At 71.2% G+C, this 22,371-nt stretch carries 25 protein-coding genes and 1 pseudogene; 12 read left to right on the top strand and 14 right to left on the bottom strand.

Annotation, left to right across the window (positions count from 1 at the left end; translation table 11 throughout):
- Nucleotides 1-201: 201 nt before the first annotated feature.
- The 3 genes from ACP4J3_RS22090 to ACP4J3_RS22100 all read right to left on the bottom strand — a co-directional run bounded on the left by ACP4J3_RS22090 (nucleotide 202) and on the right by ACP4J3_RS22100 (nucleotide 2,802).
- Nucleotides 202-1,005 carry a hypothetical protein gene (locus ACP4J3_RS22090; protein ID WP_426537008.1) on the bottom strand — a complete coding sequence of 268 codons (804 nt, stop codon included), beginning with the start codon at nucleotides 1,003-1,005 and terminating at the stop codon, nucleotides 202-204.
- A gap of 404 nt (nucleotides 1,006-1,409) precedes the next feature.
- Nucleotides 1,410-2,258 (bottom strand): helix-turn-helix domain-containing protein, encoded by an 849-nt coding sequence (locus tag ACP4J3_RS22095; RefSeq protein WP_426537010.1) that lies wholly within the window; start codon nucleotides 2,256-2,258, stop codon nucleotides 1,410-1,412.
- 19 nt (nucleotides 2,259-2,277) lie between these two features.
- Nucleotides 2,278-2,802 carry a DUF6879 family protein gene (locus ACP4J3_RS22100; protein WP_426537012.1) on the bottom strand — a complete coding sequence of 175 codons (525 nt, stop codon included), beginning with the start codon at nucleotides 2,800-2,802 and terminating at the stop codon, nucleotides 2,278-2,280.
- Nucleotides 2,803-3,188: 386 nt separating this feature from the next.
- On the opposite strand from ACP4J3_RS22100, the gene ACP4J3_RS22105 reads away from it, so the two are divergent.
- Together ACP4J3_RS22105 and ACP4J3_RS22110 are read left to right on the top strand one after the other, a co-directional pair.
- Nucleotides 3,189-3,404 (top strand): hypothetical protein, encoded by a 216-nt coding sequence (locus ACP4J3_RS22105; protein ID WP_426537014.1) that lies wholly within the window; start codon nucleotides 3,189-3,191, stop codon nucleotides 3,402-3,404.
- Between the two features lie 8 nt (nucleotides 3,405-3,412).
- On the top strand, nucleotides 3,413-3,628 hold the full coding sequence (locus tag ACP4J3_RS22110; protein WP_426537016.1) for a hypothetical protein: 216 nt from the start codon (nucleotides 3,413-3,415) through the stop codon (nucleotides 3,626-3,628).
- 36 nt (nucleotides 3,629-3,664) lie between these two features.
- Here the strand turns inward: ACP4J3_RS22110 and ACP4J3_RS22115 are convergent, their stop codons facing one another.
- Nucleotides 3,665-4,096, bottom strand: coding sequence for a hypothetical protein (locus ACP4J3_RS22115; protein ID WP_426537018.1), 432 nt, complete (start codon nucleotides 4,094-4,096; stop codon nucleotides 3,665-3,667).
- A gap of 446 nt (nucleotides 4,097-4,542) precedes the next feature.
- On the opposite strand from ACP4J3_RS22115, the pseudogene ACP4J3_RS22120 reads away from it, so the two are divergent.
- The 3 genes and pseudogenes from ACP4J3_RS22120 to ACP4J3_RS22130 all read left to right on the top strand — a co-directional run.
- Nucleotides 4,543-5,238, top strand: a pseudogene (locus ACP4J3_RS22120) (PHP domain-containing protein); the annotation flags it as partial.
- Entirely contained in the window at nucleotides 5,228-5,380 is a 153-nt protein-coding gene (locus ACP4J3_RS22125) for a hypothetical protein (RefSeq protein ID WP_426537020.1), read from the top strand. The pseudogene ACP4J3_RS22120 and the gene ACP4J3_RS22125, both read left to right, overlap by 11 nt.
- 77 nt (nucleotides 5,381-5,457) lie before the next feature.
- Nucleotides 5,458-6,486, top strand: coding sequence for an SDR family oxidoreductase (locus tag ACP4J3_RS22130; protein ID WP_426537022.1), 1,029 nt, complete (start codon nucleotides 5,458-5,460; stop codon nucleotides 6,484-6,486).
- A 25-nt stretch (nucleotides 6,487-6,511) separates the two neighbouring features.
- Here ACP4J3_RS22130 and ACP4J3_RS22135 read toward each other — a convergent pair whose 3' ends face one another.
- Together ACP4J3_RS22135 and ACP4J3_RS22140 are read right to left on the bottom strand one after the other, a co-directional pair.
- Complete coding sequence (locus tag ACP4J3_RS22135; protein WP_426537024.1) at nucleotides 6,512-6,754, bottom strand: hypothetical protein; 243 nt, start codon at nucleotides 6,752-6,754, stop codon at nucleotides 6,512-6,514.
- 72 nt (nucleotides 6,755-6,826) lie between these two features.
- Nucleotides 6,827-8,116, bottom strand: a complete 1,290-nt coding sequence (locus ACP4J3_RS22140) for an ROK family protein (protein WP_426537026.1) — start codon at nucleotides 8,114-8,116, stop codon at nucleotides 6,827-6,829.
- 172 nt (nucleotides 8,117-8,288) lie between these two features.
- Here ACP4J3_RS22140 and ACP4J3_RS22145 point away from each other — a divergent pair, with 172 nt between their 5' ends.
- Entirely contained in the window at nucleotides 8,289-8,816 is a 528-nt protein-coding gene (locus tag ACP4J3_RS22145; RefSeq protein ID WP_426537028.1) for a hypothetical protein, read from the top strand.
- Here the strand turns inward: ACP4J3_RS22145 and ACP4J3_RS22150 are convergent.
- Nucleotides 8,747-9,670 (bottom strand): DUF3626 domain-containing protein, encoded by a 924-nt coding sequence (locus tag ACP4J3_RS22150; protein ID WP_426537030.1) that lies wholly within the window; start codon nucleotides 9,668-9,670, stop codon nucleotides 8,747-8,749. The two genes, ACP4J3_RS22145 and ACP4J3_RS22150, sit on opposite strands and share 70 nt — an antisense overlap.
- A 90-nt stretch (nucleotides 9,671-9,760) precedes the next feature.
- On the opposite strand from ACP4J3_RS22150, the gene ACP4J3_RS22155 reads away from it, so the two are divergent.
- Nucleotides 9,761-10,255, top strand: coding sequence for an FBP domain-containing protein (locus ACP4J3_RS22155; protein WP_426537032.1), 495 nt, complete (start codon nucleotides 9,761-9,763; stop codon nucleotides 10,253-10,255).
- A gap of 9 nt (nucleotides 10,256-10,264) precedes the next feature.
- Here the strand turns inward: ACP4J3_RS22155 and ACP4J3_RS22160 are convergent, their stop codons facing one another.
- Complete coding sequence (locus ACP4J3_RS22160) at nucleotides 10,265-11,596, bottom strand: erythromycin esterase family protein (protein WP_426537034.1); 1,332 nt, start codon at nucleotides 11,594-11,596, stop codon at nucleotides 10,265-10,267.
- Nucleotides 11,597-11,866: 270 nt separating this feature from the next.
- Here ACP4J3_RS22160 and ACP4J3_RS22165 point away from each other — a divergent pair, with 270 nt between their 5' ends.
- The 3 genes from ACP4J3_RS22165 (at nucleotide 11,867) to ACP4J3_RS22175 (ending at nucleotide 15,545) form a co-directional block, all read left to right on the top strand.
- Nucleotides 11,867-13,120, top strand: a complete 1,254-nt coding sequence (locus tag ACP4J3_RS22165; protein ID WP_426537036.1) for an aromatic acid exporter family protein — start codon at nucleotides 11,867-11,869, stop codon at nucleotides 13,118-13,120.
- 41 nt (nucleotides 13,121-13,161) lie between these two features.
- Entirely contained in the window at nucleotides 13,162-14,205 is a 1,044-nt protein-coding gene (locus ACP4J3_RS22170; RefSeq protein WP_426537038.1) for a hypothetical protein, read from the top strand.
- A 119-nt stretch (nucleotides 14,206-14,324) separates the two neighbouring features.
- On the top strand, nucleotides 14,325-15,545 hold the full coding sequence (locus ACP4J3_RS22175) for a lactonase family protein (protein WP_426537040.1): 1,221 nt from the start codon (nucleotides 14,325-14,327) through the stop codon (nucleotides 15,543-15,545).
- Here ACP4J3_RS22175 and ACP4J3_RS22180 read toward each other — a convergent pair.
- Entirely contained in the window at nucleotides 15,513-16,238 is a 726-nt protein-coding gene (locus ACP4J3_RS22180) for a DUF2470 domain-containing protein (RefSeq protein ID WP_426537042.1), read from the bottom strand. The genes ACP4J3_RS22175 and ACP4J3_RS22180 overlap by 33 nt on opposite strands.
- Before the next feature lie 123 nt (nucleotides 16,239-16,361).
- On the opposite strand from ACP4J3_RS22180, the gene ACP4J3_RS22185 reads away from it, so the two are divergent.
- The gene (locus ACP4J3_RS22185; protein WP_426537044.1) at nucleotides 16,362-17,090 is read left to right on the top strand and encodes an SGNH/GDSL hydrolase family protein; all 729 of its coding nucleotides are present in this window, start codon (nucleotides 16,362-16,364) and stop codon (nucleotides 17,088-17,090) included.
- On the opposite strand, the gene ACP4J3_RS22190 is transcribed toward ACP4J3_RS22185, so the two are convergent.
- Nucleotides 17,068-17,886: a pentapeptide repeat-containing protein gene (locus ACP4J3_RS22190; protein ID WP_426537046.1), complete on the bottom strand. Its 819-nt coding sequence runs from the start codon at nucleotides 17,884-17,886 to the stop codon at nucleotides 17,068-17,070. The two genes, ACP4J3_RS22185 and ACP4J3_RS22190, sit on opposite strands and share 23 nt — an antisense overlap.
- Before the next feature lie 160 nt (nucleotides 17,887-18,046).
- On the opposite strand from ACP4J3_RS22190, the gene ACP4J3_RS22195 reads away from it, so the two are divergent.
- A complete protein-coding gene (locus tag ACP4J3_RS22195; protein ID WP_426537048.1) occupies nucleotides 18,047-18,247 on the top strand; it encodes a DUF5999 family protein in 201 nt (66 codons plus the stop codon).
- 1 nt (nucleotide 18,248) lies between these two features.
- Here the strand turns inward: ACP4J3_RS22195 and ACP4J3_RS22200 are convergent, their stop codons facing one another.
- The 4 genes from ACP4J3_RS22200 to ACP4J3_RS22215 form a co-directional block, all read right to left on the bottom strand.
- The gene (locus ACP4J3_RS22200) at nucleotides 18,249-19,145 is read right to left on the bottom strand and encodes a sigma-70 family RNA polymerase sigma factor (protein ID WP_426537050.1); all 897 of its coding nucleotides are present in this window, start codon (nucleotides 19,143-19,145) and stop codon (nucleotides 18,249-18,251) included.
- A 6-nt stretch (nucleotides 19,146-19,151) separates the two neighbouring features.
- Entirely contained in the window at nucleotides 19,152-19,895 is a 744-nt protein-coding gene (locus ACP4J3_RS22205) for a PIG-L deacetylase family protein (RefSeq protein ID WP_426537052.1), read from the bottom strand.
- Nucleotides 19,896-19,923: 28 nt separating this feature from the next.
- Nucleotides 19,924-21,225 carry an alpha/beta fold hydrolase gene (locus ACP4J3_RS22210; RefSeq protein WP_426537054.1) on the bottom strand — a complete coding sequence of 434 codons (1,302 nt, stop codon included), beginning with the start codon at nucleotides 21,223-21,225 and terminating at the stop codon, nucleotides 19,924-19,926.
- A 100-nt stretch (nucleotides 21,226-21,325) separates the two neighbouring features.
- Complete coding sequence (locus ACP4J3_RS22215) at nucleotides 21,326-22,354, bottom strand: LacI family DNA-binding transcriptional regulator (protein ID WP_426537056.1); 1,029 nt, start codon at nucleotides 22,352-22,354, stop codon at nucleotides 21,326-21,328.
- Between the last annotated feature and the right edge of the window lie 17 nt (nucleotides 22,355-22,371).

Raw genomic sequence — 22,371 nt, forward strand, 5'->3', positions numbered from 1 at the left:
CCGCCCGCCCCGTGCCGTCGTCACCAGTCACGGCATCCCGCGCGGCCTGTCCGGTAAGGGCTGGAGGGGTGGGGGTGGGTCGGCGGCGCCGAGACAGAATCGCCCGGCCGCCGACCCTCCCGTCGCTCTTTCTCTCTCGGCGAACTTTTTTGATGCGCCATCGCGCCACCCGTGCATCTAGGCCCGTTCGCGGCGCGCGAATTAAAGGTACTTCGAAAGTGCTTTGTCGAGGCTCGCGAACTCCTTCGAGACCGTAATCTTCGGAGTTCGCATAATCTCGCGAACCATGGCCGCATTCCGCTTCAGGCACTCCGGATAGCTTTTTTCCTCGTCGATACTCCAGGAGTCGCCATCCGGATAGAAGGCGGGATTGCTACCGCTAGCGATTACTGCTAGCGGGCCGATCTCTAGCTTCTTTCCGTCGTCCCGCTCCAGGATTACATCCAGAACGCCGAACCACGGGTTCACTTTTACATCTGATTCAGGTCCTACCGTCAGGGTGAACTTTTCGTACTTGTTTGGCGGGATCTCGTGGGTCAGCTCCCGTGAAATCGAGAACGGGGTCTTATGGAGGAGCTGTGGCCCCCCATCCTCGTAGGGTTGATCATCCGGGATCGTAAAATTGTATGTAGCTGTGGTTAAGAGAGGCCCGCCGATCCCCACACACCCCTCTGGATAGCCCGACTTCCGGAAGGTCATGGTGGCCTTCGAGATGAATGCGGGTTTCGTCCCCAGATTCTTCACAGTGAGGTCGATGTGAATCCCAAGTACTCCACCTTCGATCTTGACGGGCGCGGGAGACACTTCATACGTCCCGTCAGTCTCTGTCGCTGGAATTCCTGGCCTGATCTCTGCGGTGGCCTTCGCCAGTTCTAATTCAGAAACCGCCTTGGCCTCCTCGTTCCGCCCGTTGCCGTCGCCGCACTGCGCGGAATCAGTGCAGTTATTGTTCGTCTCGTGCGTCGAGCACCCAAGGAGTATCGCCAGGAGGGCCGTCGCCCCCATCAGGGCCTTCAGAGTCTTAACTCGCACTGGGCTGCGGTCCGTTCTCGACGCGACTGTTGCCATCGCCGCACTGCGACGAGCCACTGCAGTTGTTGTTGGTCTCATCTCCCGGCGAACCTGCCATCAGCGTGCCAATCACGGTGATGATGGCCGCGAGAATCGGAACCACGATCAAGATCCACTGGTTCCTGGTGAGGGGGCCTGCCACTGCTGCTGCCCGTCCTTCCTCCTGGGGTGACTGTGGGCAGCAAGTATCCCTCAACTCTCTTTGTTTGGACGCCAGTTCACAACTGATACACATTCGAAGGTCGAATGGATGCCCAATTCCGTGCACCTCGGCCAGCCGTCGAGCGGGCGCTTACCTCGTGGATCACTCGCTGTGGCCGTCGAGCCGGTCCCCAAAGTCAGCCCAGGGAGTCGAGCGCCCTAGTGATGCGTTCTCTAGCCTCCCCGCCGTAGACAGCGGTCCGGGACAACTCGGCGAACGCCTTGAGATACATGCGGATCTCTCCCGGAGCCGTGATGTTCACCTCTGCTGTCAGGGTCTCGATCGCCACCTGGGCCTCGTCGAAGGCGTAGAAGGCTTCGAGCGGCCACACGGTGCGGCGGGCCGTGAAGGGGATGATCCCGAGGGACACGTTCGGCCTGGACATGATCTCCAGCAGGTGCCGGAGCTGCTCGACCATCGCCGCGTCGTCGGTGACTCGGTAGTGCAGAACCGCCTCTTCCAACAGCAGGGCGAACCGGTGGTTGCCCTCACGGACGACGCGGGAGCGGTTGAGGCGTGCCTGTACAGCGTCGGCGACATCGTCGGGGGTGCCCTGGAACTCCGTGATGGACCGTAGGAGCCCTGTCGCGTAGTCGGCGGTCTGGAGCATGCCGGGGACCAGGTTCGAGGCGTAGACGCGGAAGTGGGTGGTGCGCTCGTACAGCGGGACGGTCTTCTCGTGGACGCGCCGCATGCCGTCACGGTGGATCTGTCGCCACTGGACGTACATGGACTCGGCTGTACGGGAGGCTGAAACAAGGTCCGCCGCCTGATCCTGGGCGCCGCAGGCCCGGCACCATGCCCGGATGTCGGCGTCGGAGGGCGCCGTCTTGGCGCGCGCGATGCGGGAAGCCTTCGATTTGTGCCAGCCGCACCGCGTCGCCAGTTCAAGCCCACTGAGCCCGGCGTCCCTCCGGATCTCGTCCAGGCGGGTGGCGATGGCCGCGCGGGCGGCCTGGGCGGAGGACAGCGGGGATGTGGACATGAACTGGCGTACCGGGCTTTCAGATGGCGTACTTCTCGTGTGGGGTGGCCCGCTCCCAGACGGCGTCGAACGCGGTCGAGCACAACCGGGCGACCGCCGGCTCTTCGGTCTCGTCGGTGTGCACCCAACGCCCGTCGCCGTCAAAGACGTTGAACTGCACGATACGGGCGTCGAAGAGCCAGAAGTCGTTCCCCGGGAGGGCGAGGTCGGACGCCTGGCGCCTCGGGAGCCAGCGGATCTCCTCGCCTGCGGCGATGTTGGTGAACGTGAACGAGTGCTCGTAGCGGATGTACTCGCTCACCGGTTCCGACACGATGCGGGCGCGGCGCAAGACGACGCCCTTTGCGGTGACCTCCTGGACGAGGTCGAGCCACGGGCGCCACCACGATTCGCGGTCGTCCGGGTCGAGCCGGTGGCCACGCTTCCACGCTGCGAACCCCTCGTCCTCGTTGGAGATCGCGTACACGTCCCGCATCTCAAGGTGTACGGCCGAGTGCTCCACGGACCGGATCAGGTCGGCAAAGCTACTGAGGCTCTGCGCCATCGAGTGCCTCCCTCAGTAGCGGGATCATGCGCCGCGGTAGCCGGATCACGCCCTCATGGTCGGGTAGCGGGCTGTCCTGGATGGTCCGGGCGATCGTGTCGACGTCGGCGTTCGTGCCCTGGATGACGAGATCTCGGGTCTCTTCGTCCAGCCACACCGCCGGGCAGCCGTGATCTCCGGACTCTGGATCTTTTCCGACGAACCGTAGGCCCATGGCCCCTCCCAATGTCGAGTCGGTTGCTTTCGGTTGCACCAGAGCCTCACGGTGCCCTGACTAGGCCGTCAAGGTCGCCACGACTCCCGTGCAACCGCGTGCAACTTCGTGGACCGCCCCAACTTCCCTTTCTTACGGTCGTATCTGGAGTCACACGAGTCGGGGAGACACGATGGCAGCCACGCGCCACAAGACCACCCAGGAGCCGCCCGTAGAGCTGCCGGTCGGCCTACATGCGTGGCTACTCGACTGCGTACCTGCCCCCGACTGCAAGGTGTGCACGGCCAACTGGAGACAGCTCAACGCCGCGAAGCAAAAGGGCGACATCACGCAGGCCGCCAGGCATGCCACCGAGATCCGGGACCACTCCGGGGGCGGGCACCCGTGACGATGGACATGGGCACGTACCGCGCTCGACGCAGGGAGGCCACAGAGGCGGCGGAGGCGATCCGCGCCGCCCTGGCTGCTCTCGGCCTGCCCGAACGCGTCTGGGGCTCGGTGCGCCCGGTGGTGACCCACAGAGGAACCCCATACGTCCATATCGGCATGGTCCGCGCCGACGTGGCCGAGAAGATGGCCGAGGCCATGCGGACCCCCGGCCGAGGCCGTTGAGTAGGGCGATCGAAGATCGCCGCTGCTTTCTGCTCCCTACGGGGATGCGGTGCGGTCGAACTTGGTGATGTTGAGCTTCACGTTGGCAGTGTCCAGGGTCGTCGGAAAGTCGCCCGTTGTCGTCTGCCCCGGCAGGACGTTCGTCACGTACTGCGTCGAGTCGTCGACGCGCACACCGTTGGCGTCGATGGCCTCCCAGTCCCAGGTGTAGTCGGACTTCTCGGAACTGTTGTTGGTGATCGTCCAGACGATCCAGATGCTCTTGACCCCGGATACCGACCGATCATCGAGGGCGAATTTGACGAGGTCACGTCGCTCGCGGGCCTCTTCATCTTGGGTGGGTGTCGTCTGCGGCTCTTCGGTGGTCGGCGGCGTCCGAGGCGCTTCGGTCGCGGGGGGCGGTGTCTGCACGTCGCCGCCGCCTCCGTCGTCACCGCCGCCAAGAAGCGCACCGAACACCACGGCCACGACCAAAGCGAACGCAGTCAGAACCGCCAGCAAAATCCATCGACGGCGGCCTCCAGAGGGCTGCGGCCGTGGCTCCCACCCCTCACCCCGGTTGGGCTGGCGCGGACTTGTCATCCTGATCATCTCCCTGGGCGGGTAGATGGATGGTCGCCTCAACCCCTGAGATAGGGCCGGTGCCAATGGCACTGCGTGAGGACTGCGTATGCATCCTCTTCAAACTGCTGGGCTGCCTCGGGCGTGAGATCAGGTTCGGCTGCCGAACGCACCCTCTGGGCGAGCTGCCGGGCCTCCCCTGGGTCCCGCCCTACCGGCAGGCCGAGGTGGTGGGCGATGGTGCGGATCTTCATCGTGATCAGCTTCTCGCAGGTCAGGGCTTACACATCCCATACTGCGCCGCTCCCTCCGGTTGCAGCATTCGGGAGTAGAGTCGGCTGTATTCGATCTAAAACTCCGACTGGTCCGACGGCGGCAGCCCGATCGAGGAGATGGGCCGGACCGCGGCGGGGCTCGGGCACGAGTGGGCGGTGCTGACCGATCACTCGCCGCGGCTGACCGTCGCCCGTGGACTGTCGGCCGACCGGCTGCGCGAGCAGCTCGAGGTGGTGGCGGAGCTGAATGCGACCTGGGCGCCGTTCCGGCTGCTCACCGGCATCGAGTGCGACATCCTCGAGGACGGCTCCCTCGACCAGGAGCCCGAGCTGCTCGAGCGGCTGGACGTCGTGGTGGTGTCCGTGCACTCCAAGCTGCGCATGGAGGCCCGCGCGATGACCCGTCGCATGGTCACCGCCGTGCGCAGTCCGCACGCGGACATCCTCGGCCACTGCACCGGGCGGCTGGTCACGGGGCGGGGCCGGCCGGAGTCGGAGTTCGACGCGGACGAGGTGTTCGCCGCGTGCGCCGAGTCCGGTACGGCGGTGGAGATCAACAGCCGGCCCGAGCGGCTGGACCCGCCCAAGCGGCTGCTGCGCCGGGCCGTCGAGGCGGGCGTGCTGTTCTCGATCGACACCGACGCGCACGCCCCCGGGCAACTGGACTGGCAGCGCTATGGCTGTGCGCGGGCGCAGGAGTGCGCGGTGCCGGCCGAGCGGGTCCTCACCACCTGGACCGCGGACGAGCTGCTGGCCTGGACGCGTGGGAAGTGAGCGCGCGGAGTCGCTGTTCAGCGGCGTGACACAGATCGACGAGCGCGGCGGCGTCAAGGACTGGGCGACCGACCGGGAGCAGGCGGTGCGGCTGTGGGACCTGGCGGCGGAGCTGACGGGTGTGAACGCGTTCGCGGCGTAGTGCGGGCCGGATGCGTGGGCGCGCTGCGACCGGGGTACTCGGCCGCTCCCGTCCCCACCTTCCGGGAGGAGCCGCAGGTGAGCAGCGAAGCAGCCGACAGGATCGTGGTCACCGGCGCCACGGGCAATGTCGGTACCAGCGTGGTGCGGCTTCTCTCGGAGGATCCGGAGGTCGGCTCCGTCCTGGGGCTGGCCCGCCGGACCCCGCACTGGTCGCCGCCGAAGACCGACTGGGCGGCGGTCGATCTGGCCGCCGGGCAGGACGACCTGGCGGAGCTCTTCGCGGGCGCCGCGGCCGTCGTCCATCTGGCCTGGGCGTTCCAGCCCACGCATGATCCGGCGATGACCTGGCGCACGAACGTGCTGGGCAGTATCCGGGTCTTCGAGGCGGTGGCCGAGGCGAAGGTGCCGACTCTGGTGCACGCGTCGTCGGTCGGCGCGTACTCGCCGGGCCCGAAGGAGCGGGCCGTGGACGAGTCGTGGCCGACGCACGGCTGGCCCGACGCCGCGTACTGCCGGGAGAAGGCCTATCTGGAACGGGCGCTGGACAGCTTCGAACGGGCCCATCCCAGGGTGCGGGTGGTGCGGATGCGGCCGGCCTTCCTGTTCAAGCGGGAGTCGGCGAGCGAGCAGCGCCGGATCTTCGGCGGGCGCTTCCTGCCCGGGCCGCTGGTGCGCCCGGAGCTGCTGCCGTTCCTGCCCGACATCCCGGGGCTGCGGGTGCAGGCCCTGCACACCGACGACGCCGCCGCGGCGTATGTGCGCGCGGTGAAGTCCGATGTCCGCGGCGCGTTCAATCTCGCGGCCGACCCGCCGGTCGACGCGGCGCTGCTGGGTGAGCTGCTCGGGGCCCGCCCGGTGCGGCTCCCCCGCACGGCGGCCCGCTCGGCGGTCGCCGCCGCGTGGGGGCTGCATCTGCTGCCGGCCTCACCGCACCTCTTCGACGCGGTCCTCAGGCTGCCGCTGATGGACTGCACGCGCGCCCGTACGGAACTGGGCTGGCAGCCGGATCGCACCGCGCCCGAGGTGCTGGAGGAGTTCCTGCACGGCGTTCAGCGCGGAGAGGGCGCGGCGACCGAGCCCATGCGGGGCCGCAAGGTGGGCTGACCCGCGCGCCTGCGGAAGAGCGGGTTCAGCCGGACGGTTCCTGGGGTGCCGGATGTTCGGGGTGGACGGTGCCCGACTGCGGCGCCGCCCCCTGCCGGCCCGTGCCCGCCTCGTCGGTGTCGGGGACGTCGTCCGCTTCGGTGGTGTCCTCCTCGGACTCGACGGGCACCTCCCACGGGTCCTCTCCCGCGTCGGCCTGCTGGTCCGGCAGGTCCCTCGGTACCGGCTCGCCGTTCTGATCAGGAGCCCCGCGACGGTTGTCGGCCATGACGGCACCTCCCTCGCGTCGTCCAAGGTCGTCCCGGGGCACGCGAGTACCGTCCCCACCACCGGCGAAACCTCAGTGCGGCACCCGCTCCGCCACCGGCGTGCGCAGCGCCGGCGCCGGTGTCCCGGGCGCGGGTTCGGCGCGCCGGCCGCCGTGCGCGAAGAAGTCGGCCAGCGGCAGGATCGCCGCCCCGACGGTGACCGCGTCCGGGCCGAGCCGGCCCAGGTCGATGGTGACCTTCTGCGCCGGATGCCGCAGGGCGTACGAGGCCGCGTGCCGGCGTACGGCGGGCAGGAACCGGGCGCCGAGTTGCAGGCCGGCCCAGCCGCCGATCAGGATGCGCTCGGGCTGGAAGAGGTTGATCAGGTCGGACAGGCCGGCGCCCACGTACTCGGCGGTCTCCTCCAGTACGGCGAGCGCCGCCGGGTCGGCCTCCCGGCCCTCGGCCGGATACGCGCCGGCCAGCATCGCCGTCAGCGCCGTCTCCTCGTCGGCACCCTCCGGCACGCTGCCGCCCTCCTCGCGCCAACGGTCGAGCAGCGACTCGGCGCCCGCGTACGCCTCCAGGCAGCCGAGCGCACCGCAGCGGCAGCGGCGCCCCCTGACCCGTACCGTCAGATGCCCCCACTCGACGGCCCGCCCGTGTTCCACCTCGGGGGTGACGAGGCCGGCGCCGACGCCGGAGCCGAAAAGCACGACGACCGCGTTGCGGGCGCCGCGGCCCCCGCCGAACCACATCTCGGCCTGGCCGAGGGTGCGGGCGCCGTTGTCGATGAAGTACGGGACGCCCTCCGGGAGGGGCGAGGCGTCGCGCAGCAGCTTCTCCAGCGGTACGGCGTCCCAGCCGATCGTCTGCCCGTGCACGACGGCCCCGAGCGCGCCGGAGTCCTCGACCATCCCGGGGACGCCGATGCCGACGCCGAGGAGTCGCCCGGCTCCGACGCCGGCCTCGGCGAGCACGTCGGCGATGCCGTCGCGCACATGGCCGACGATGCCCTCCACCTCGTACCGCTGCTGCTCCAGCGGCCGTTCGGCGCGGGCGAGTTCGGTGAGGGTCAGGTCGAACAGGCCGGTCCTGACCCGGGTTTCGCCGACGTCGACGCCGATCATGTGGCCGCTGCCGGGTGCGACGCGCAGCAGGATGCGGGGCCGGCCGCCGTCGGAGTCGACGCTGCCGGCTTCCTCGACCAGGCCGTCGGCGATCAGTTCGGCGACGACGTTGCTGACGGAGCCGGAGCTGAGGCCGGTCGCCGGGCCCAGTTCGAAGCGGCTGAGGGGGCCGTCGAAGTAGAGGCGCTGCAGTACGGCAGTGCGGTTGCCCCGTCTGAGGTCCCGTACCGTGCGCCCATTACGCGCCGCCATGCGGCTCCCTCCGGATCAGCCCTGTCCCCCGCCGCGTTCGAACCGCCTCCCATTGTGACCTACGCCGCGTGGACGTCCTCCACGGTGCCATCCGGGCGCCGTCGCCGCAGACGTACACCCGGGCCCCGGCGTCGAGCCGTTCCCGGACGTCGTCGGCCTCGGCGGCGATGCGGTGCTGGACGAAGGTGCCGGCGGTGCTGAAGGCGGGGCGCAGCGACACGGCTCCGGCGGCTTCCACCGCGCGCCACTCCCCGGCGTACAGGAAGTCGACTTCGGGGGCGTCACAGCCGAAGTAGCCCAGAGACGAGGGGAGTTCGGCGCCGGCGGGGCGCCCGGCGGTGCGGAGCGGTACGGGGAGCTGACGGCGGACCCGGTGAGCGACACCGTGGACGAGACGCCGACGCTGCTGGTGATGCTGCGTGTCCTGGGCGACCGGGAGCCGGTTCCGGAGGCGCCGGCCGCGCGGGTCACGCCGATGGAGGCACACATCCTGGCGCTGCTCGCCGGGGCGCCACGACGGGCGCGGGCCGCACGGGAGGCCGGGCTGACGGTGGATCGCGTGAACCATCACCTGCGGCGCCTGTCGGCCCGCTGGAACTCGGCGAACCGTGCGGAGCTGGTGGCTCGGGGCTATGCGCCGGGGGTGCTCGTCGCCGGGGTGTGGCCGCCGAGGCCGGCCGCCCCGGACGGACCGGAGTAGGCCGTGCCCGCGCCCTCCGGGGCACCGAACCTCGCCAGGGTGTGCCACACCATCTTCAGGTCCTGGAGTTCGTGGCGTCCGGTGCGGGCGGCGTCCCCGATGACGCGCGGGTCGACACGGCCGCCCTCGGCGATCCGGGCGCCCAGGTCGACGTACTCCTGGCCTCGGTAGTCCGCGTGGCGGCGCAGTTCCGGCACGGTGAGCCGGTAGCCGGGGTGCCACGCGACGGGGCAGGGCAGCAACCGGGCCGCCGCCTCGACGGGGGTGCCGCGGTAGCCCGCGTCCAGGACGAGGGCCTCCACGTCGCGGGCGAGGACCACGCCTCCGTGGATCTGCGCCTCGATGTAGTCGTTGAGGGCGTCCTGCCCGTCGGCTTCGGCCAGTGCGACCAGGTGCATGCCGGCGGCGACTCCGAAGTCGGTCGGTTCGGCGGCGCTGTCGGGGTAGCAGAAGGTGGCCCGGGCGAGGGTGGCGCCGGTCAGCCGGAAGTGGGAGGAGCCGAAGCGCGGGGCGGCGCCCACCACTTGGCGGCGGAAGTCCAGCGCGCCGTACACGGGACGCTCGCGGTCGGCCGCGTCGTCGTAGATCCCGCCGAAGATCCGGCTCTCCCAGCGCCAGCGGTCGCCGCCGGGGTGGGCGGTGAGCCCGCCGTTGCTGGTGCCGGTCACGAACTGGGAGTGGTACGTGCCGTCCTCGGCCAGAGCCCGCAGGATCGGCACTCCGCGCACCAGCCGGTCAGGATGGAAGTTGAGGGTGATGCGCACATCGGGGTCGACGGCCGGCCCCGCGGAGGACGCCGCGACATGCCGCAGTGCCGCACGGGCCCGAGGTGACCCCACATCGCTGAAATTCACTGGTTTCCGTTCGTCCGGGCTGCCTATCCTAGGATTGAACCTAGAGGGCCTAGGTTTTTGCCGATCGATATCACCCCCAGGAGACCCCCCATGAGGTCACTCACCGAGCAGGACATCCGCAACTCGTTTATCAACTGCTCGAAAGGGGAGGCCAAGCGGCTGCCCCTCCCCCGCGATCTCGGCGAACTCCCCTGGGACGACCTCGACTTCCTGGGCTGGCGGGATCCGGGAGCGCCCGATCGCAGCTATCTGGTGACCGAACGCGACGGGCGCCCGGTGGGCGTCACCTTCCGGTTCCCGTCCTCCCAGCGCGGGTTCCTGCACCGCAGCATGTGCTCCCTGTGTCTGACGACCCATCCGGGCGGCGGCGTCTCGCTGATGACGGCCCGCAAGGCGGGCCCGGCGGGACGGGAGGGCAACTCCGTCGGCCTGTACATGTGCACCGACCTCGCCTGCTCGCTGTACGTCCGCGGCAAGAAGGTCCCCGAGTCGGGCGGCCGGTTCGAGGAGAGCCTGACGCCGGCGGAGCAGATCGCCCGGACCACGGGCAATCTGTCCGCCTTCCTCGACAAGTTGTACGTCTGACCGCGCGGGCTACCGGTCCCGCAGCCGCGCCGCCGCCATCCGGTGCAGATGGATCAGGACGTCGTAGCTGCGGGCGAGCGCGATGTCGTGCGGACCGTCCGGATAGGCCGTGCCGATGCCGCGCGTCGGCCGGGCCCGGCGCAGCCAGTCGACGGCCGGTGCCCCGACGTGTCGCATGTCGAGCACGTAGTCGCGGTGCCGCACCCGTTCCAGGGTCCGCTCGTTGCTGCCCGGGCCCGCCGGCCCCAGCGTCCAGCGGCGGATGGTGTCGTCGTCCCAGCCGGTGGCGTTGAACGAGCCCCGGCCGAAGGTCAGACCGACGCTCACATAGCCCGCGCCGAGGTGTTCGCGCAGGAACGCGCCCTGCACCTTGGGGTACTGGGCGGGCGCTTCCGGCACATAGCCGACGTGGTTGTTGTGCGCCGACAGCAGCACCTTGTCCCCGGTGTGCCGCTGCCACCACACCACGTTGGCCGCCATCGCCCCGTCCCGGTAGCGCATGGCCGCGGCGACCCCCGCGAGGTCCTCGAAGTCGAAGGCGTACTGCCGGGCGGTCTGGTCGATGACCGTCGCCTGCTGGACCGCCCAGTCGTACGCCGCGCGATCCGCGCCCGGGGCCGTCCGCCGGAGCAGCCGGAGGGCCTCGCCCGTGCGCGCCGCCCGCTCCTTTCGTTCGGCGTACGGCAGCGCCTGGTACCGCTCGATGTACTCCCCGCTCTGCGCGGTGGGCCGCAGCCCGCGATACAGCTCGGCGAGCCGGGCGCTCAGCCCGGGGTGGGCTTCGGCGGCGTAGGTCTCGACGGCGTCGTACGACTCGGGCCCGGTCCAGGCGATGTCGTCGCCGATGAAGCGGACGGGGTCGCCGGGGTGGCGGACGTTGTACGACCGCATCCACTCGACCAGCCGCAGATAGTCCGTGTTGTTCCACCACAGGTAGTCCCGCTGGAACTCCTCGCGCATGATGCGCCGCGGGTCGCCCCTGCCGTGCAGGACGTAGCCGTTGAGGCGCAGACCGGTGCTCCAGGGGGCCTCCAGGGCGAAGGTGCGGAAGCCCTTCTCCTCGACGAGATGGCGGAAGACGCGGTCCTTGAGGGCGAAGAAGTCGTGCGAGCTGTGCGTGGCCTCACCGAGGCCGACGACCTCGGCGTCGCCGATCATCCGGTCCAGGGGCCGCAGGTCGCGGGTGTCGCCGCCGGGTTCGACCGTGCGCAGGGGGTGGGCGGCGCGGTCGAGTGCGTCGACGACCGTGGAGGTCTGGGCGGCCGTGGCCGGGATGCCGGTGGTCAGGGCGGCGAGGATGATGAACAGGGTCAGCACTGATCCGGTCCGATGCTGTCTCATGTGATCCAAGGCTTGCGCTCGGGGCGGACCGGGACCATCCCGCGGTCCTCCGTTCCCGGGTGGGGACAGCCACGGGGCGGTGGCGGGGGGTTCCCCCCAGATCCCCCGGTCCCGGACCTGGTCGGCCGACCGGTCTCCACGGGTGTCGACGATCACCGGCACAGCCTCTTGCCGTACCGGGCCGTGGCGATCAATCTGGGGTTCCTTGCGGACGGTCACGTTCCGCAAGCGGTGGGTGGGAAGCATCGGCGGAAAGGGAACAGCCGGAGGATGCGCGAGGTACGTGAGGGGAGGGCGTCCCTGGAGCGGCTCGGGAAGCTGCGCCGGGACCCCGTGGTGGTCCAGACGCTGCGGTCGGCGGCCGCGGCGACGATCGCGTACGTCATCGCGCTGCGCCTGAGCCCCGAGGCCGCGCCGCTGACGGCACCGCTGACCGCGCTGCTGGTCGTCCAGGTCACCCTGTACGCCACCCTCACCAACGGCATCCGCCGGGTGAACTCGGTGGTGGCCGGCGTCCTGGTCGCCATCGCCTTCAGCCTGCTGGTGGGCCTGACCTGGTGGAGCCTCGCGCTGCTGATCGTGGCCTCGCTGGCGGTCGGGCATCTGGTGCGGGTCGACGAGTACGTGCCCGAGGTGGCGATCAGCGCGATGCTGGTCCTCGGCGTCACCACCGTCGGGGACACGGCGTGGGCGCGGGTGCTGGAGACGCTGATCGGCGCGGTGGTCGGGCTCGGCTTCAATCTGCTGCTCGCGCCGCCGGTGTGGGTGGACGAGGCCGGTGAGTCGCTGGAGGGACTGGCCCGCCGGCTGCGACAGTTGATGCTGCGCATCGGCGAGGAGGCGGCCGGCCGACAGCCGGTCGAGCAGGCCGCGGCCCGGCTGCACGAGGCGCGCCGGCTCGACCACGACATCGTCGAGGTGGACGCGGCGCTGAGGCAGGCCGAGGACAGCCTGCGGCTCAATCCCCGCGTGCGCGACAGCCTGCTGCACCGGGTGGTGCTGCGCACCGGACTGGACACGCTGGAGATCTGCACGGTCGTCCTGCGGGTGCTCGCCCGCACCCTCACCGACCTCGCGAAGGAGCGCGAGCCCGAGCCGCTGTTCGCGAAGGAGACGGGCGCCGTCGTGGAGCAGTTGCTGTCCGAGATCGCGGACGCGGTGGTCAGCTTCTCGGTGCTGGTCACCACGCACGTCAGCAGCAACGCCGACGCGGCCGAGTCCCGGCTGTCGGCGGAGCTGCGCGCGGCGGCGGGCACCCGCGACAGGCTCGCCCCGCTGCTGCGCGAGGAGGCCGAGCGCGAGAGCCGGCACTGGCAGTTGCTCGGCGCCGTCCTGACCGAGGTGAACCGCATCCTCGACGAGCTGGACACCGAGCACCGCTCGCACCGTCTGCTGGAGGAACTGGACCGGGTGTCGCAGGAACAGCGGACCCGGATGCCGCGGCTGACCCGGCTGCGCGAACGCATGGGCGTGCAGGAGCAGCTGTGGCGGAACCGTACCGGGATCAGCGGGCGTTCTCGGTAAGGAGGCAGGAGCGCCGGGACGGGATCGAGGGGAGCGGGCCGATGGCTGACACGACCGTACGGATCGACGGGGACGCGCTGCGGCTGCCGGGCGGGGTGGCGGTGCGGTTCGTCCGTACGCTGCGGCTGCCGGAGAAGGGCACGCATCCGCTGCCGCCGGGGCTCGGTCAGTTCCCGATCCGGCGGGTGGCGGACTACCCGGACACGGTGCCGGAGGCTTGGCGAGCGCGCGGTGGTGTGATGCTCCCCGTGTATCTGCGCGAGGCGATGTGGCTCAGCTTCGGCGGCACCACCGAGCCGGCCGCCCTCCAGGTCGGGGTCGGCAAGGTGTGCGCGGTCTCGGGCAAGCCCTGGAGCGACCGGCTCTCGCGCGAGCCGCAGAACTATGTCGTGCTGCCCCGCCAGCCGTGGCTGGACGGCATCAACTCCGGGAAGGGCACGGTCCGCCAGTTCGTGGCGGTGCCGCTGGGGCTGGGCGCGACCGTCGAGGGCCAGGTCACCGGCGAGGAGGTCTGGGGCGGCGTACAACTGCAGTCCTTCGCGCTGAAGGAGCACCGGCTCGCGCAGTGGCGGGAGCAGGAGCGGCTCCGAGCGGAGCGGACGCGCTCGATGCCGCAGTTCGGCGGCTATGGCGCCGCCATGCCCGCGGCGGCACCGGCTCCCCAGGGCGCCCCGGCGCCGGCCGGGCGGGCGGGCAGGGCCGCCGCGGCGATGGGTCTGGGCGTCGGCGGTTCGATGCGCCAGGAGGTCTACGAGGACGACCGCCCGCTCTCCGACTGGGCCGAGCGCCCCAGCGGCCGGGTCTTCGTCCATCTGGTGACGCCTCCGCAGTGGCGGCGCATCACCGGCGAGGCTCCGCCGCCGTCGCCGGTCGACCGGGCCGCGTACACGCGCGCGGGACTGCCCTGGTTCGACTACTACGACCAGGACGCGGAGGACCTCGCCCCCACCGACACGCTGGAGGCGGTGCAGCCGGTCGGCGACTGGATCGGCGACGACCACGAGCCGTGGCAGGCACCCGCGCCGGGCCAGGTGACGCCGCTCAAGGACGCGCAGGGCAAGCCGGTGGAGGACGGCGACTGGTAGGCGGAGCCGGACACCTCACCCTTGTTGCACATATTGCAATGACCGTTGCTCTTCTTGCGCTCGGCGGGTGATCCGCGCCAAGGTTACAGTCGCGACGACCGACGACCTGAGGTGTGGACATGGGCAGTGGTGGGCTGAGCAGGCGCCGATTCGTCGGCACCCTCGCGGCATCGGCCGCCGGCGCGGCGCTCCCGGCGGCCACGGCGTGCGACTCCGCGCCCGCACCCGCGGACCCGGCCGACTCGGCGACCTCCGGGGCGAACACCCCCGAGACCCGCCCGAGCGCCCAGACCGAGAGCCGTGCCCCGTCCGGCCCGCGCCCCCTCTACCTCGGCACCTACACCTCCGCCGAGGGCGGCGGCCGGGGCATCGGCCTGGCCACCTACGACCCGGCCACGGGCCGGGTCACCGGCACCGGCACGATCACGGACGTCGCCGACCCGTCGTATCTGGCACTGCACCCGGACGGCCGGACACTGTACGCGGTCAACGAGCGCGAGGACGGCGCGGTGACCGCCGTGCGCGTCGCCGACCGCAAGGTGCTGGGGAGCCGGAGCAGCGGCGGGGCGGCGCCCTGCCATCTGTCGGTGCATCCGAGCGGACGCTGGCTGCTGAGTGCCAACTACGGCACGGGCAGCGTGGCCGTGCACCCCATCGACGCCTCGGGCGCGCTCGGCGAGCGCACCGACCTGGTCACGCACGCCGGCCCGGCGCCCGGCCCCGGCCAGGAGGGCCCGCACGCCCACCAGTGCATCACCAGCCCCGACGGCCGTCACGTGCTCGCCGTCGACCTGGGCACGGACACTGTGTACACCTACCGCCTCGACGAGAAGGCGGGCACCCTCGACGAGGTCGCGCGGGCGCGGACCGAGCCCGGCGCGGGCCCGCGTCATCTCACCTTCCACCCGGGCGGCCGGTACGCCTACCTGGCCAACGAGGTCGACAACAGCGTCGCGGTCTGCGCGTACGACCCCGGCACCGGCCGGCTCACCATCGGCGCGGAGCAGGACACGGGCACGGGTTCCGGCACCAGCTATCCGGCGCAGATCGTGGTGACGCCGAACGGCCGCCACGCCTATCTCGCCAACCGGGGCCACAACAGCCTCGCGCGCTACGCGGTGGAGGCGAAGGGCGCGCGGCTCAGGCTGCTCGACACGGTGCCGGTGTCCGGGGACTTCCCGCGCCAGATCGCCCTCTCGCCGGACGGGACGCTGCTGTTCGCGGCGAACCAGCGCTCCAGCACCGTCAGCGTCTTCCAGGTCGACGAGGACAGCGGTGAACTGCGGCTCACGGGCGAGCCGTTCGCCTCACCCGTCGCCGTCTGCGCGCTGCCGCTGTAGCGGGCGCGGGCAGGAGGCGGCGCTGGCCTGGGCGAGCAGGATGTGCATGCGCTCGGTGAGCTGTGCGACGTCGTCGGCGGGGCGGTGGAACGGCAGTCGTACGTCGCCGTGGGCGCGGGCGCGCTCGATGCGCAGCGTCAGTCCGTGCCGGTCGACGGCGAGGGGCTGGACGCGGACGGCGCCGTGCAGGCTGTCGGAGTCGACGAGGCGGGTGAGGCACGCGACGGCGTCCGCGTGGCAGTCGGCGAGGTGGGTCAGCAGCCGGGCTTCGGCGGTGACCAGGGGGTCGGGCGCGGCCTCGGCGAACTCGTCGAGGCCGACGACCACGGCGCCGGACGGCTGGCGCAGCACCACGCGGGTCGGCCGGAAGACGAGTGTGCCGTCCTCGGGGGTGAACCAGCCGGACATCCACAGCCGGGTGCGGATCCGCTTGCGTACGGGCACGGGGGCCACGTCGGCGAACTCCAGCACGGCGGAAGGCTCTCCCCGGGGCGCGCAGATCGCCGCCGTGACGAGCACACTGTCCTCCGGCACCTCCAGCAGGACACGGCCGTCCTCGGTCACGGTGTGCGCGCCGACGAGCTCCTCGCGACAGCTCTCCGCGGTCACCGAGCAGGACCATGCGCCGGCGAGCACCGACCGGGCGCGTTCCGCCGCGGAAGGCGCGGCCGCCCAGGCTTGGCTGACACCCATCCCATTCCTCCTTAGGTAAGGCTTGCCTAACCTATCGAAGATCGAGCCGCACGCCAACCGCCCTTCAGGTCCGGTGCGGTGTCGGTGGGGGTGCGGATGCTCAGCCGGCGGCAGGCTGTCACCATGCACGCACAGCTTTCCAGACGTACGGTCATCGTCGGCGGCGCCCTGACAACCGCCGGACTCCTGCTGGGCCGCACCCTCGCATCGGCGGCAGTTCCCGGTGAATCCAACGGTGGTGTGCGCATCATGCCGCTCGGCGATTCCCTCACCGACGGCTACACGTCCTATCCCGGTGGCTACCGCGTCAAGCTGTGGCAACTCCTCGCCGCCGCAGGGCACAAGGTCGACTTCGTGGGGTCCATGGCCAACGGTCCGGCCGCACTCGGCGACCACGACCACGAGGGCCACACCGGCTGGCGCATCGACCAGCTCGACGCGAACATCGACACCTGGCTCGGCCGGAGCGACCCGCGCACCGTCCTGCTGCTCATCGGCACGAACGACCTGAACCAGAACCACGACATCGCCGACGCGCCCAGGCGCCTGTCCGGGCTGATCGACCGCATCCGGGCTGTCAAGCCGCGGTCGGTGCTCTTCGTGGCTACCGTTCCCCCGCAGTCCGATGCCTCGCTCGAAGCCCGGGTCAAGGCGTACAACGCCGCGATTGCCTCATTGGTGGCCCGGAAAGGGCCGGACGTCCATCTGGTGAAGATGTACGACGCGCTGAGCACCGCTGATCTCGCGGACGGCATTCACCCCACCAAGGCCGGCTGCGAGAAAATGGCCACCGTTTGGTTCCGCGCCCTCCGCTCGGTTCCGGCCGCGCTCACCAGTGCGCCGGGCGGCTGACCAAGGCGGGCAGCCGGGTGCCCGCACTCCCGCGGGCCGCGTTCAACTGGGGCTGGGTCAGGAAGAACGCGTCCGTGAGGTCCGCGTCCGTGAGGTCGGTGTCGCGCAGGTCGGCGCCGATGAGGTCCGCTCCGCGCAGGTCGGCGCCGGTCAGGTCGGCGGCTATGAGATAGGCACCGCGCAGGTTCGCGCCGCTCAGGTCGGCGCCCTTCAGACGGGCGCCCATCAGGTCGGCGCCCCGGCGGTTCTTCTTGCGGCCGCGGACGCCGGCCCGCGCCAGTTCGCTGGTCTCGAGCAGCAGGACGTTGACCTCCTGCCGGTGCGCTCCCACGTCCAGCGCGGCGAGTTCCTCCGGGGTCTGGAGAGTGAGCTCCTCGGTCTTCTCCCGGAGCCGGCGCAGTTCGGCGTACAGAGGGCTCGCCGCGGGCAGGGTCAGCGCCTCGGACAAATACCAGAGCAGTTCGTGGAGCTGGCGCACGACCGGGAAGGCGTCGAACATCCGCCGGGCGTGCTCGCGGGAGCCCGTGCGCCAGTCCTGCCCGGTGAAGGTGACCTGCGAGACCTTCTGTCCCGCGCCGAAGCAGTCGTAGACCGTGCAGCCGGTGAAGCCGCTCTGCCGGAGCCGGGCGTGGATGCCGCAGCGGTGGTCGTCCCGGAGGTTGCGGCAGGGCGTCCCGGCGCTCTTGTCGTGCGCGAAGTCCGCCGAGGCGGTGAAGGGCAGCGCCACACAGCACAGCCCGAAGCAGTTCGCGCAGTCCGCGCGCAGGTCGACGAGGTCGCCGGGGTGATCTTGCATGACATCAGCCTAATGTCCGGCGCGGAGCGAAACCTCACCGATGAGTTTCCGCCGCTGTGGGGGTCCCCTCATACAACGGAAAACAAGCTCGGCTACCACTGATACAGAGGCCGACGAACGCAGGAGCAACGCCGGATCGAGAACTCCCAGGAGACAGGTCATGTGCAGCCACCAGCCCCCGTGCCCCACCGCCGACAGCCCCGAGCACCACGCCGCCGTGATCGTCTCGGCCCATCCCGAACAGGGCTGGAGCCTGCTGTGCAACGGCACCATCGTCTTCGACGACACCGGCGAGCTGCTGCCGGACGGGCGGGTCGTCCGCCCGCACCGTACGGTCGGTCCGCTGGCCGTGGCCGCCTGACTCAGCCGCCGAGCTCCGGCAGGTCGAGGCCGGCCAGCCGCTCGGGGTCGGCCAGGATGTACATCTCGGTGATCCGGCCGCCGGCGACGGTGACGCCCAGCACCGACTGCGGCTGTCCCTCCGGAGCGTTGAGCACCCCGACCGCGCCGTTGACGTACACGAGCCGCGCGTACCGCGCGAACTGCCGGAACAGCATCGCCTGTTCGGCCACCGGCCGCGCACCGCGCACCACCTTGGACGCCGCCGCGCCACCGACCAGCGGTCCGGAGTCGACCCGCAGCACGATGTCGGGGTCGAGGACCGCGAGCAGCGCCTCGAAGTCCCCCGCGCGGGAGGCGGCCATGAACGCGTCCAGGACCTGCCGCTGTCTGCCGAGGTCGGGCTCGCTGGTCGGCGTGGCCCCCTTCACCCGGCGCCGGGCACGGCTGGCGAGCTGCCGGGTGGCGGCCGAGGAGCGCTCCACGACCGGCGCGATGTCGTCGAACGGCACCGCGAACATGTCGTGCAGCACGAACGCGATCCGCTCGGCGGGCTCCAGCGTCTCCAGCACGACCAGCAGGGCCAGGCCCACCGAGTCGGCCTGGAGCACCTCCTGTTCCGGGTCGATCTGTGTCAGGGGCCGGATCACGGGGTCCGGGACGAAGGTGTCGTCCAGCGGCTCCTCGTGGCGCCGGGTGCGCGAGCGCAGCATGTCCAGGCAGACCCGGCCGACGACGGTGGTCAGCCAGCCGCCGAGGTTGCCGATCTCGTCCGCGTCGCTGCGGCTCAGCTTCAGCCAGGCCTCCTGGACGGCGTCCTCCGCCTCGGCCGGCGAGCCGAGCATGCGGTAGGCGACCGCCTTGAGACGGCCGCGGTGCTCCTCGAAGCGGTCCGCCAGCAGGTCCGTTTCCCGCGCCATGCCCGGCTACCGGCCGAACAGTTCGAACGCCACGGCCGGTCTCCCGCCGAACCGCTCCCCCGCCGCCTCGGCGTTCGCGGTGAGGAAGCCACGGGCGTACTTCTCGGGGTCCTCGTCCGTCAACGCCTCTATGTAGGTGTGGTGTTCGAGCAGCGAGCGTACCGCGCGCTCCAGCCCGGCCGTCGCGTCCGCGGCGTGCGTGGGCGTGCTGGAGCCGGCCACCGCGACCCAGCGCACCCCGTTCCAGGGCTCGAGGCCCTGTGCGGTGAGTTCGGGGAAGATCCAGCGGTTGCCCGCGTCGCCGGCCGCGTCCAGCGTGGCGCGGCCGACGGCCACATGGTCCGGGGTGTTCCAGGCGACGCCGCCCCAGGTGTCGCGGTGGTTGAGGGTGATCACCAGTTCGGGCCGGTGCCGGCGGATCGCGGCGGCGATGTCGCGGCGCAGGGCGGTGCCGTACTCGATCACGCCGTCCTGGTGGTCGAGGAACTCCACCGCCGACACACCCACGACCGCCGCGCTGGCCCGCTGCTCACGCTCCCGCAGCGGGCCGCACTGCGCCGGATCCAGGGTGTCGATGCCGGCCTCGCCGCGCGTCGCCAGGACGTACGCCACCTCGCGGCCGCCGTCCGTCCAGTCGGCGATGGCCGCCGAGCAGCCGTACTCGAGGTCGTCCGGGTGCGCGACGACGGCGAGGGCGCGCTGCCAGTCGTCGGGCATGGGCTTGAGCTGAGGGGGCGTCGGCTCGGTCATGTCCGCACCCTAACGTGTGACACCGACATCACGCTTCGTCACGGGTGAGCGCGAGCAGCCGGTCCAGGACACGGGGGCCGCCGGCCCGTACGCCGTCGTGCTCGAACTCGTCGGTGACCCAGGTGCGCAGGCCGCGGATCGCGCGGGCGGTGGCCAGGGAGTGCGCGGTGTCGACGTACATGTCGTCGTGGTACACGGCCGCGGCGACCGGCACCTCGTTGGCGGCGAGGCGCGCCGAGTCGTACAGGGGCGTCCAGTCGGTGCGGGCGGCGAGCAGGTCGGCGGTCTCGCGCAGCGGGCGCAGCGCCGGGTCGCTGTCGAACATCCAGGGGTGGATCGACTCGCCGGTGAACAGCAGCGGCCCGTCACCGGCGAGCGCCTTGGCCACGTCGAACTGCGGGAACTCGGCGCGCACGCGCTCGGCGGACCAGTCGGTGGGGCGGGTGTCCTGACCGTAGATCGCCTCGTGGACGAGGGCGTACAGGGGGTGGCTCGCGTACGACAGCAGGCCCTGTGCCTCTTCCCGGAAGGCGTCCGAGAGGGCGGGGCCCTGCGGGGTGCGGACGAAGGCGTCCTCCAGGAGGTAGTGCAGGCGGTGGCTGCCCTCGCTGCCGCCGAGGAGGATGCCGAGGGACTGGAAGGCCTCGGCGGTGAGGCGGTAGCCGTTCGGCAGGACGACCTCGCCGGTGTGGAGGTGGTCGGCGATGCGGCGGGCGCGCTCGACGTCCTGCGGATAGCGGGCGTAGTGCGCCGCGACCTTGCGCTCGATGCGCGGGTAGGCCGCCCGGTAGACGTCGTCGGCGTGCGCGTGCAGCGAGGGCAGGCCGCCGGTGATGACCGCCGCGGTCAGGCCCTCGGGCGCGAGGGAGAGATAGCTGACCGTGCAGAAGCCGCCGAAGCTCTGGCCGAGCACGGTCCAGGGGGCGCCGCCGGTCACCTCGCGGCGGATCGCCTCGCAGTCGCGGACGATCGAGTCGGCGCGGAAGCGCGTGAGGTAGTCGGCCTGGGCGGCGGGGCCGCCGCGCAGCGGCAGCGTCTGGCGGTTGGCGGGCGTGGAGTGGCCGGTGCCGCGCTGGTCCAGCAGCAGGACGCGGAACTCCTTCAGTGCGCGGCCGAGCCAGGCGCCCTTGCCGACGAACCGGTTCGCGCCGAAGCCGGGGCCGCCCTGGAGATAGAGCAGCCACGGCAGTTCCTGATGCGCCTTGTCGCTGGCGACGACCTCACGGGCGTAGAGCTCGATCGTCTCGCCCGTCGGGGCGTCGTGGTCGAGGGGCACGGTGAAGTGGCGGTCGGTGAGGACGACGCCGGGCTGGCGGTAGCTGACGGTCAACAGTGCTCCCGGGACGGATGGTTTTCGGACCGCGTCCCAGTTCAGCACATGTTCCTCCGCCGACCGAGCCCGGGATCATGAAATCGTACTGAACGGTGGATCAGCGGGCCGACAGGCTGGAGCGTCTGACGACCAGCTCCGGCTGCAGGACGACCCGCCGGTGCTCGTGCCGCTTGGCGCCGGTCTCGGCCTCCGTCTCCTCCAGCAGCATCTCCGCCGCGAGGGTGCCCATGGTGACGGCGGGCTGCCGTACGGAGGTGAGGGGGACGGCCGCGGCCGCGGCGAACTCGATGTCGTCGTAGCCGACGATCGCGAGGTCGTCGGGGACGCCGACGCCCGCGGCGTACATGGCCTGCAGCACGCCGAGGGCGAGCAGGTCGTTGGCGCAGAACACGGCGGTCGGGCGGTCGCCCCCGAGGCCGAGCAGACGGGCGCCGGCGTCCCGGCCCGCGGCGACGTCGAGCCGCTCGGTGGGCAGCTCGCGCAGGTGCTCGGGGCCCAGGCCGGCCTCCTCCAATGCGTTCAGGGCGCCGGTGCGGCGGTCGCGGACCTGGTTGAGGCCGGGCGGGCCGCTGACGTAGGCGATGGAGCGGTGCCCGGCGTCGACGAGATGGCGCACGGCCAGGGCGCCGCCCGCGACGTCGTCGACGGAGACCGAGCACTCGGTGGTGCCCTCGGCGACGCGGTCGACGAGGACGAAGGGGATGTTGTGGCGCCGGAAGGTCTCGATGTTGCGGCCGGTGGCGTCGGCCGGGGTGAGCAGCACGCCGCGCACCCGCTGCTCGGCGAAGAGCGAGAGGTACTCGGCCTCTTCGCTCGCGCTCTGTGCGCTGTTGCAGACCATCACGCCGAGTCCGGCGTCGCGCGCGGTGCGCTCGGCGCCGCGTGCGACGTCGACGAAGAAGGGGTTGCCCATGTCGAGGACGAGCAGGCCCATGATCCGGCTGCGGCCCGCGCGCAATTGGCGCGCGGACTCGCTGCGGACATAGCCCAGCCGGTCTATCGCGGACTGCACCCGCGTCCGGGTCTCGGTCGCGACCGTGTCCGGACGGTTGATGACGTTCGAGACCGTGCCGACGGAGACTCCGGCGGCGCGAGCGACGTCCTTGATACCCACCGACTGGGCCATCGGGCAGGGACCTCCAG

Source organism: Streptomyces sp. UG1, from assembly GCF_049974585.1.
In the GTDB taxonomy this organism is placed as follows: Bacteria; Actinomycetota; Actinomycetes; order Streptomycetales; family Streptomycetaceae; genus Streptomyces.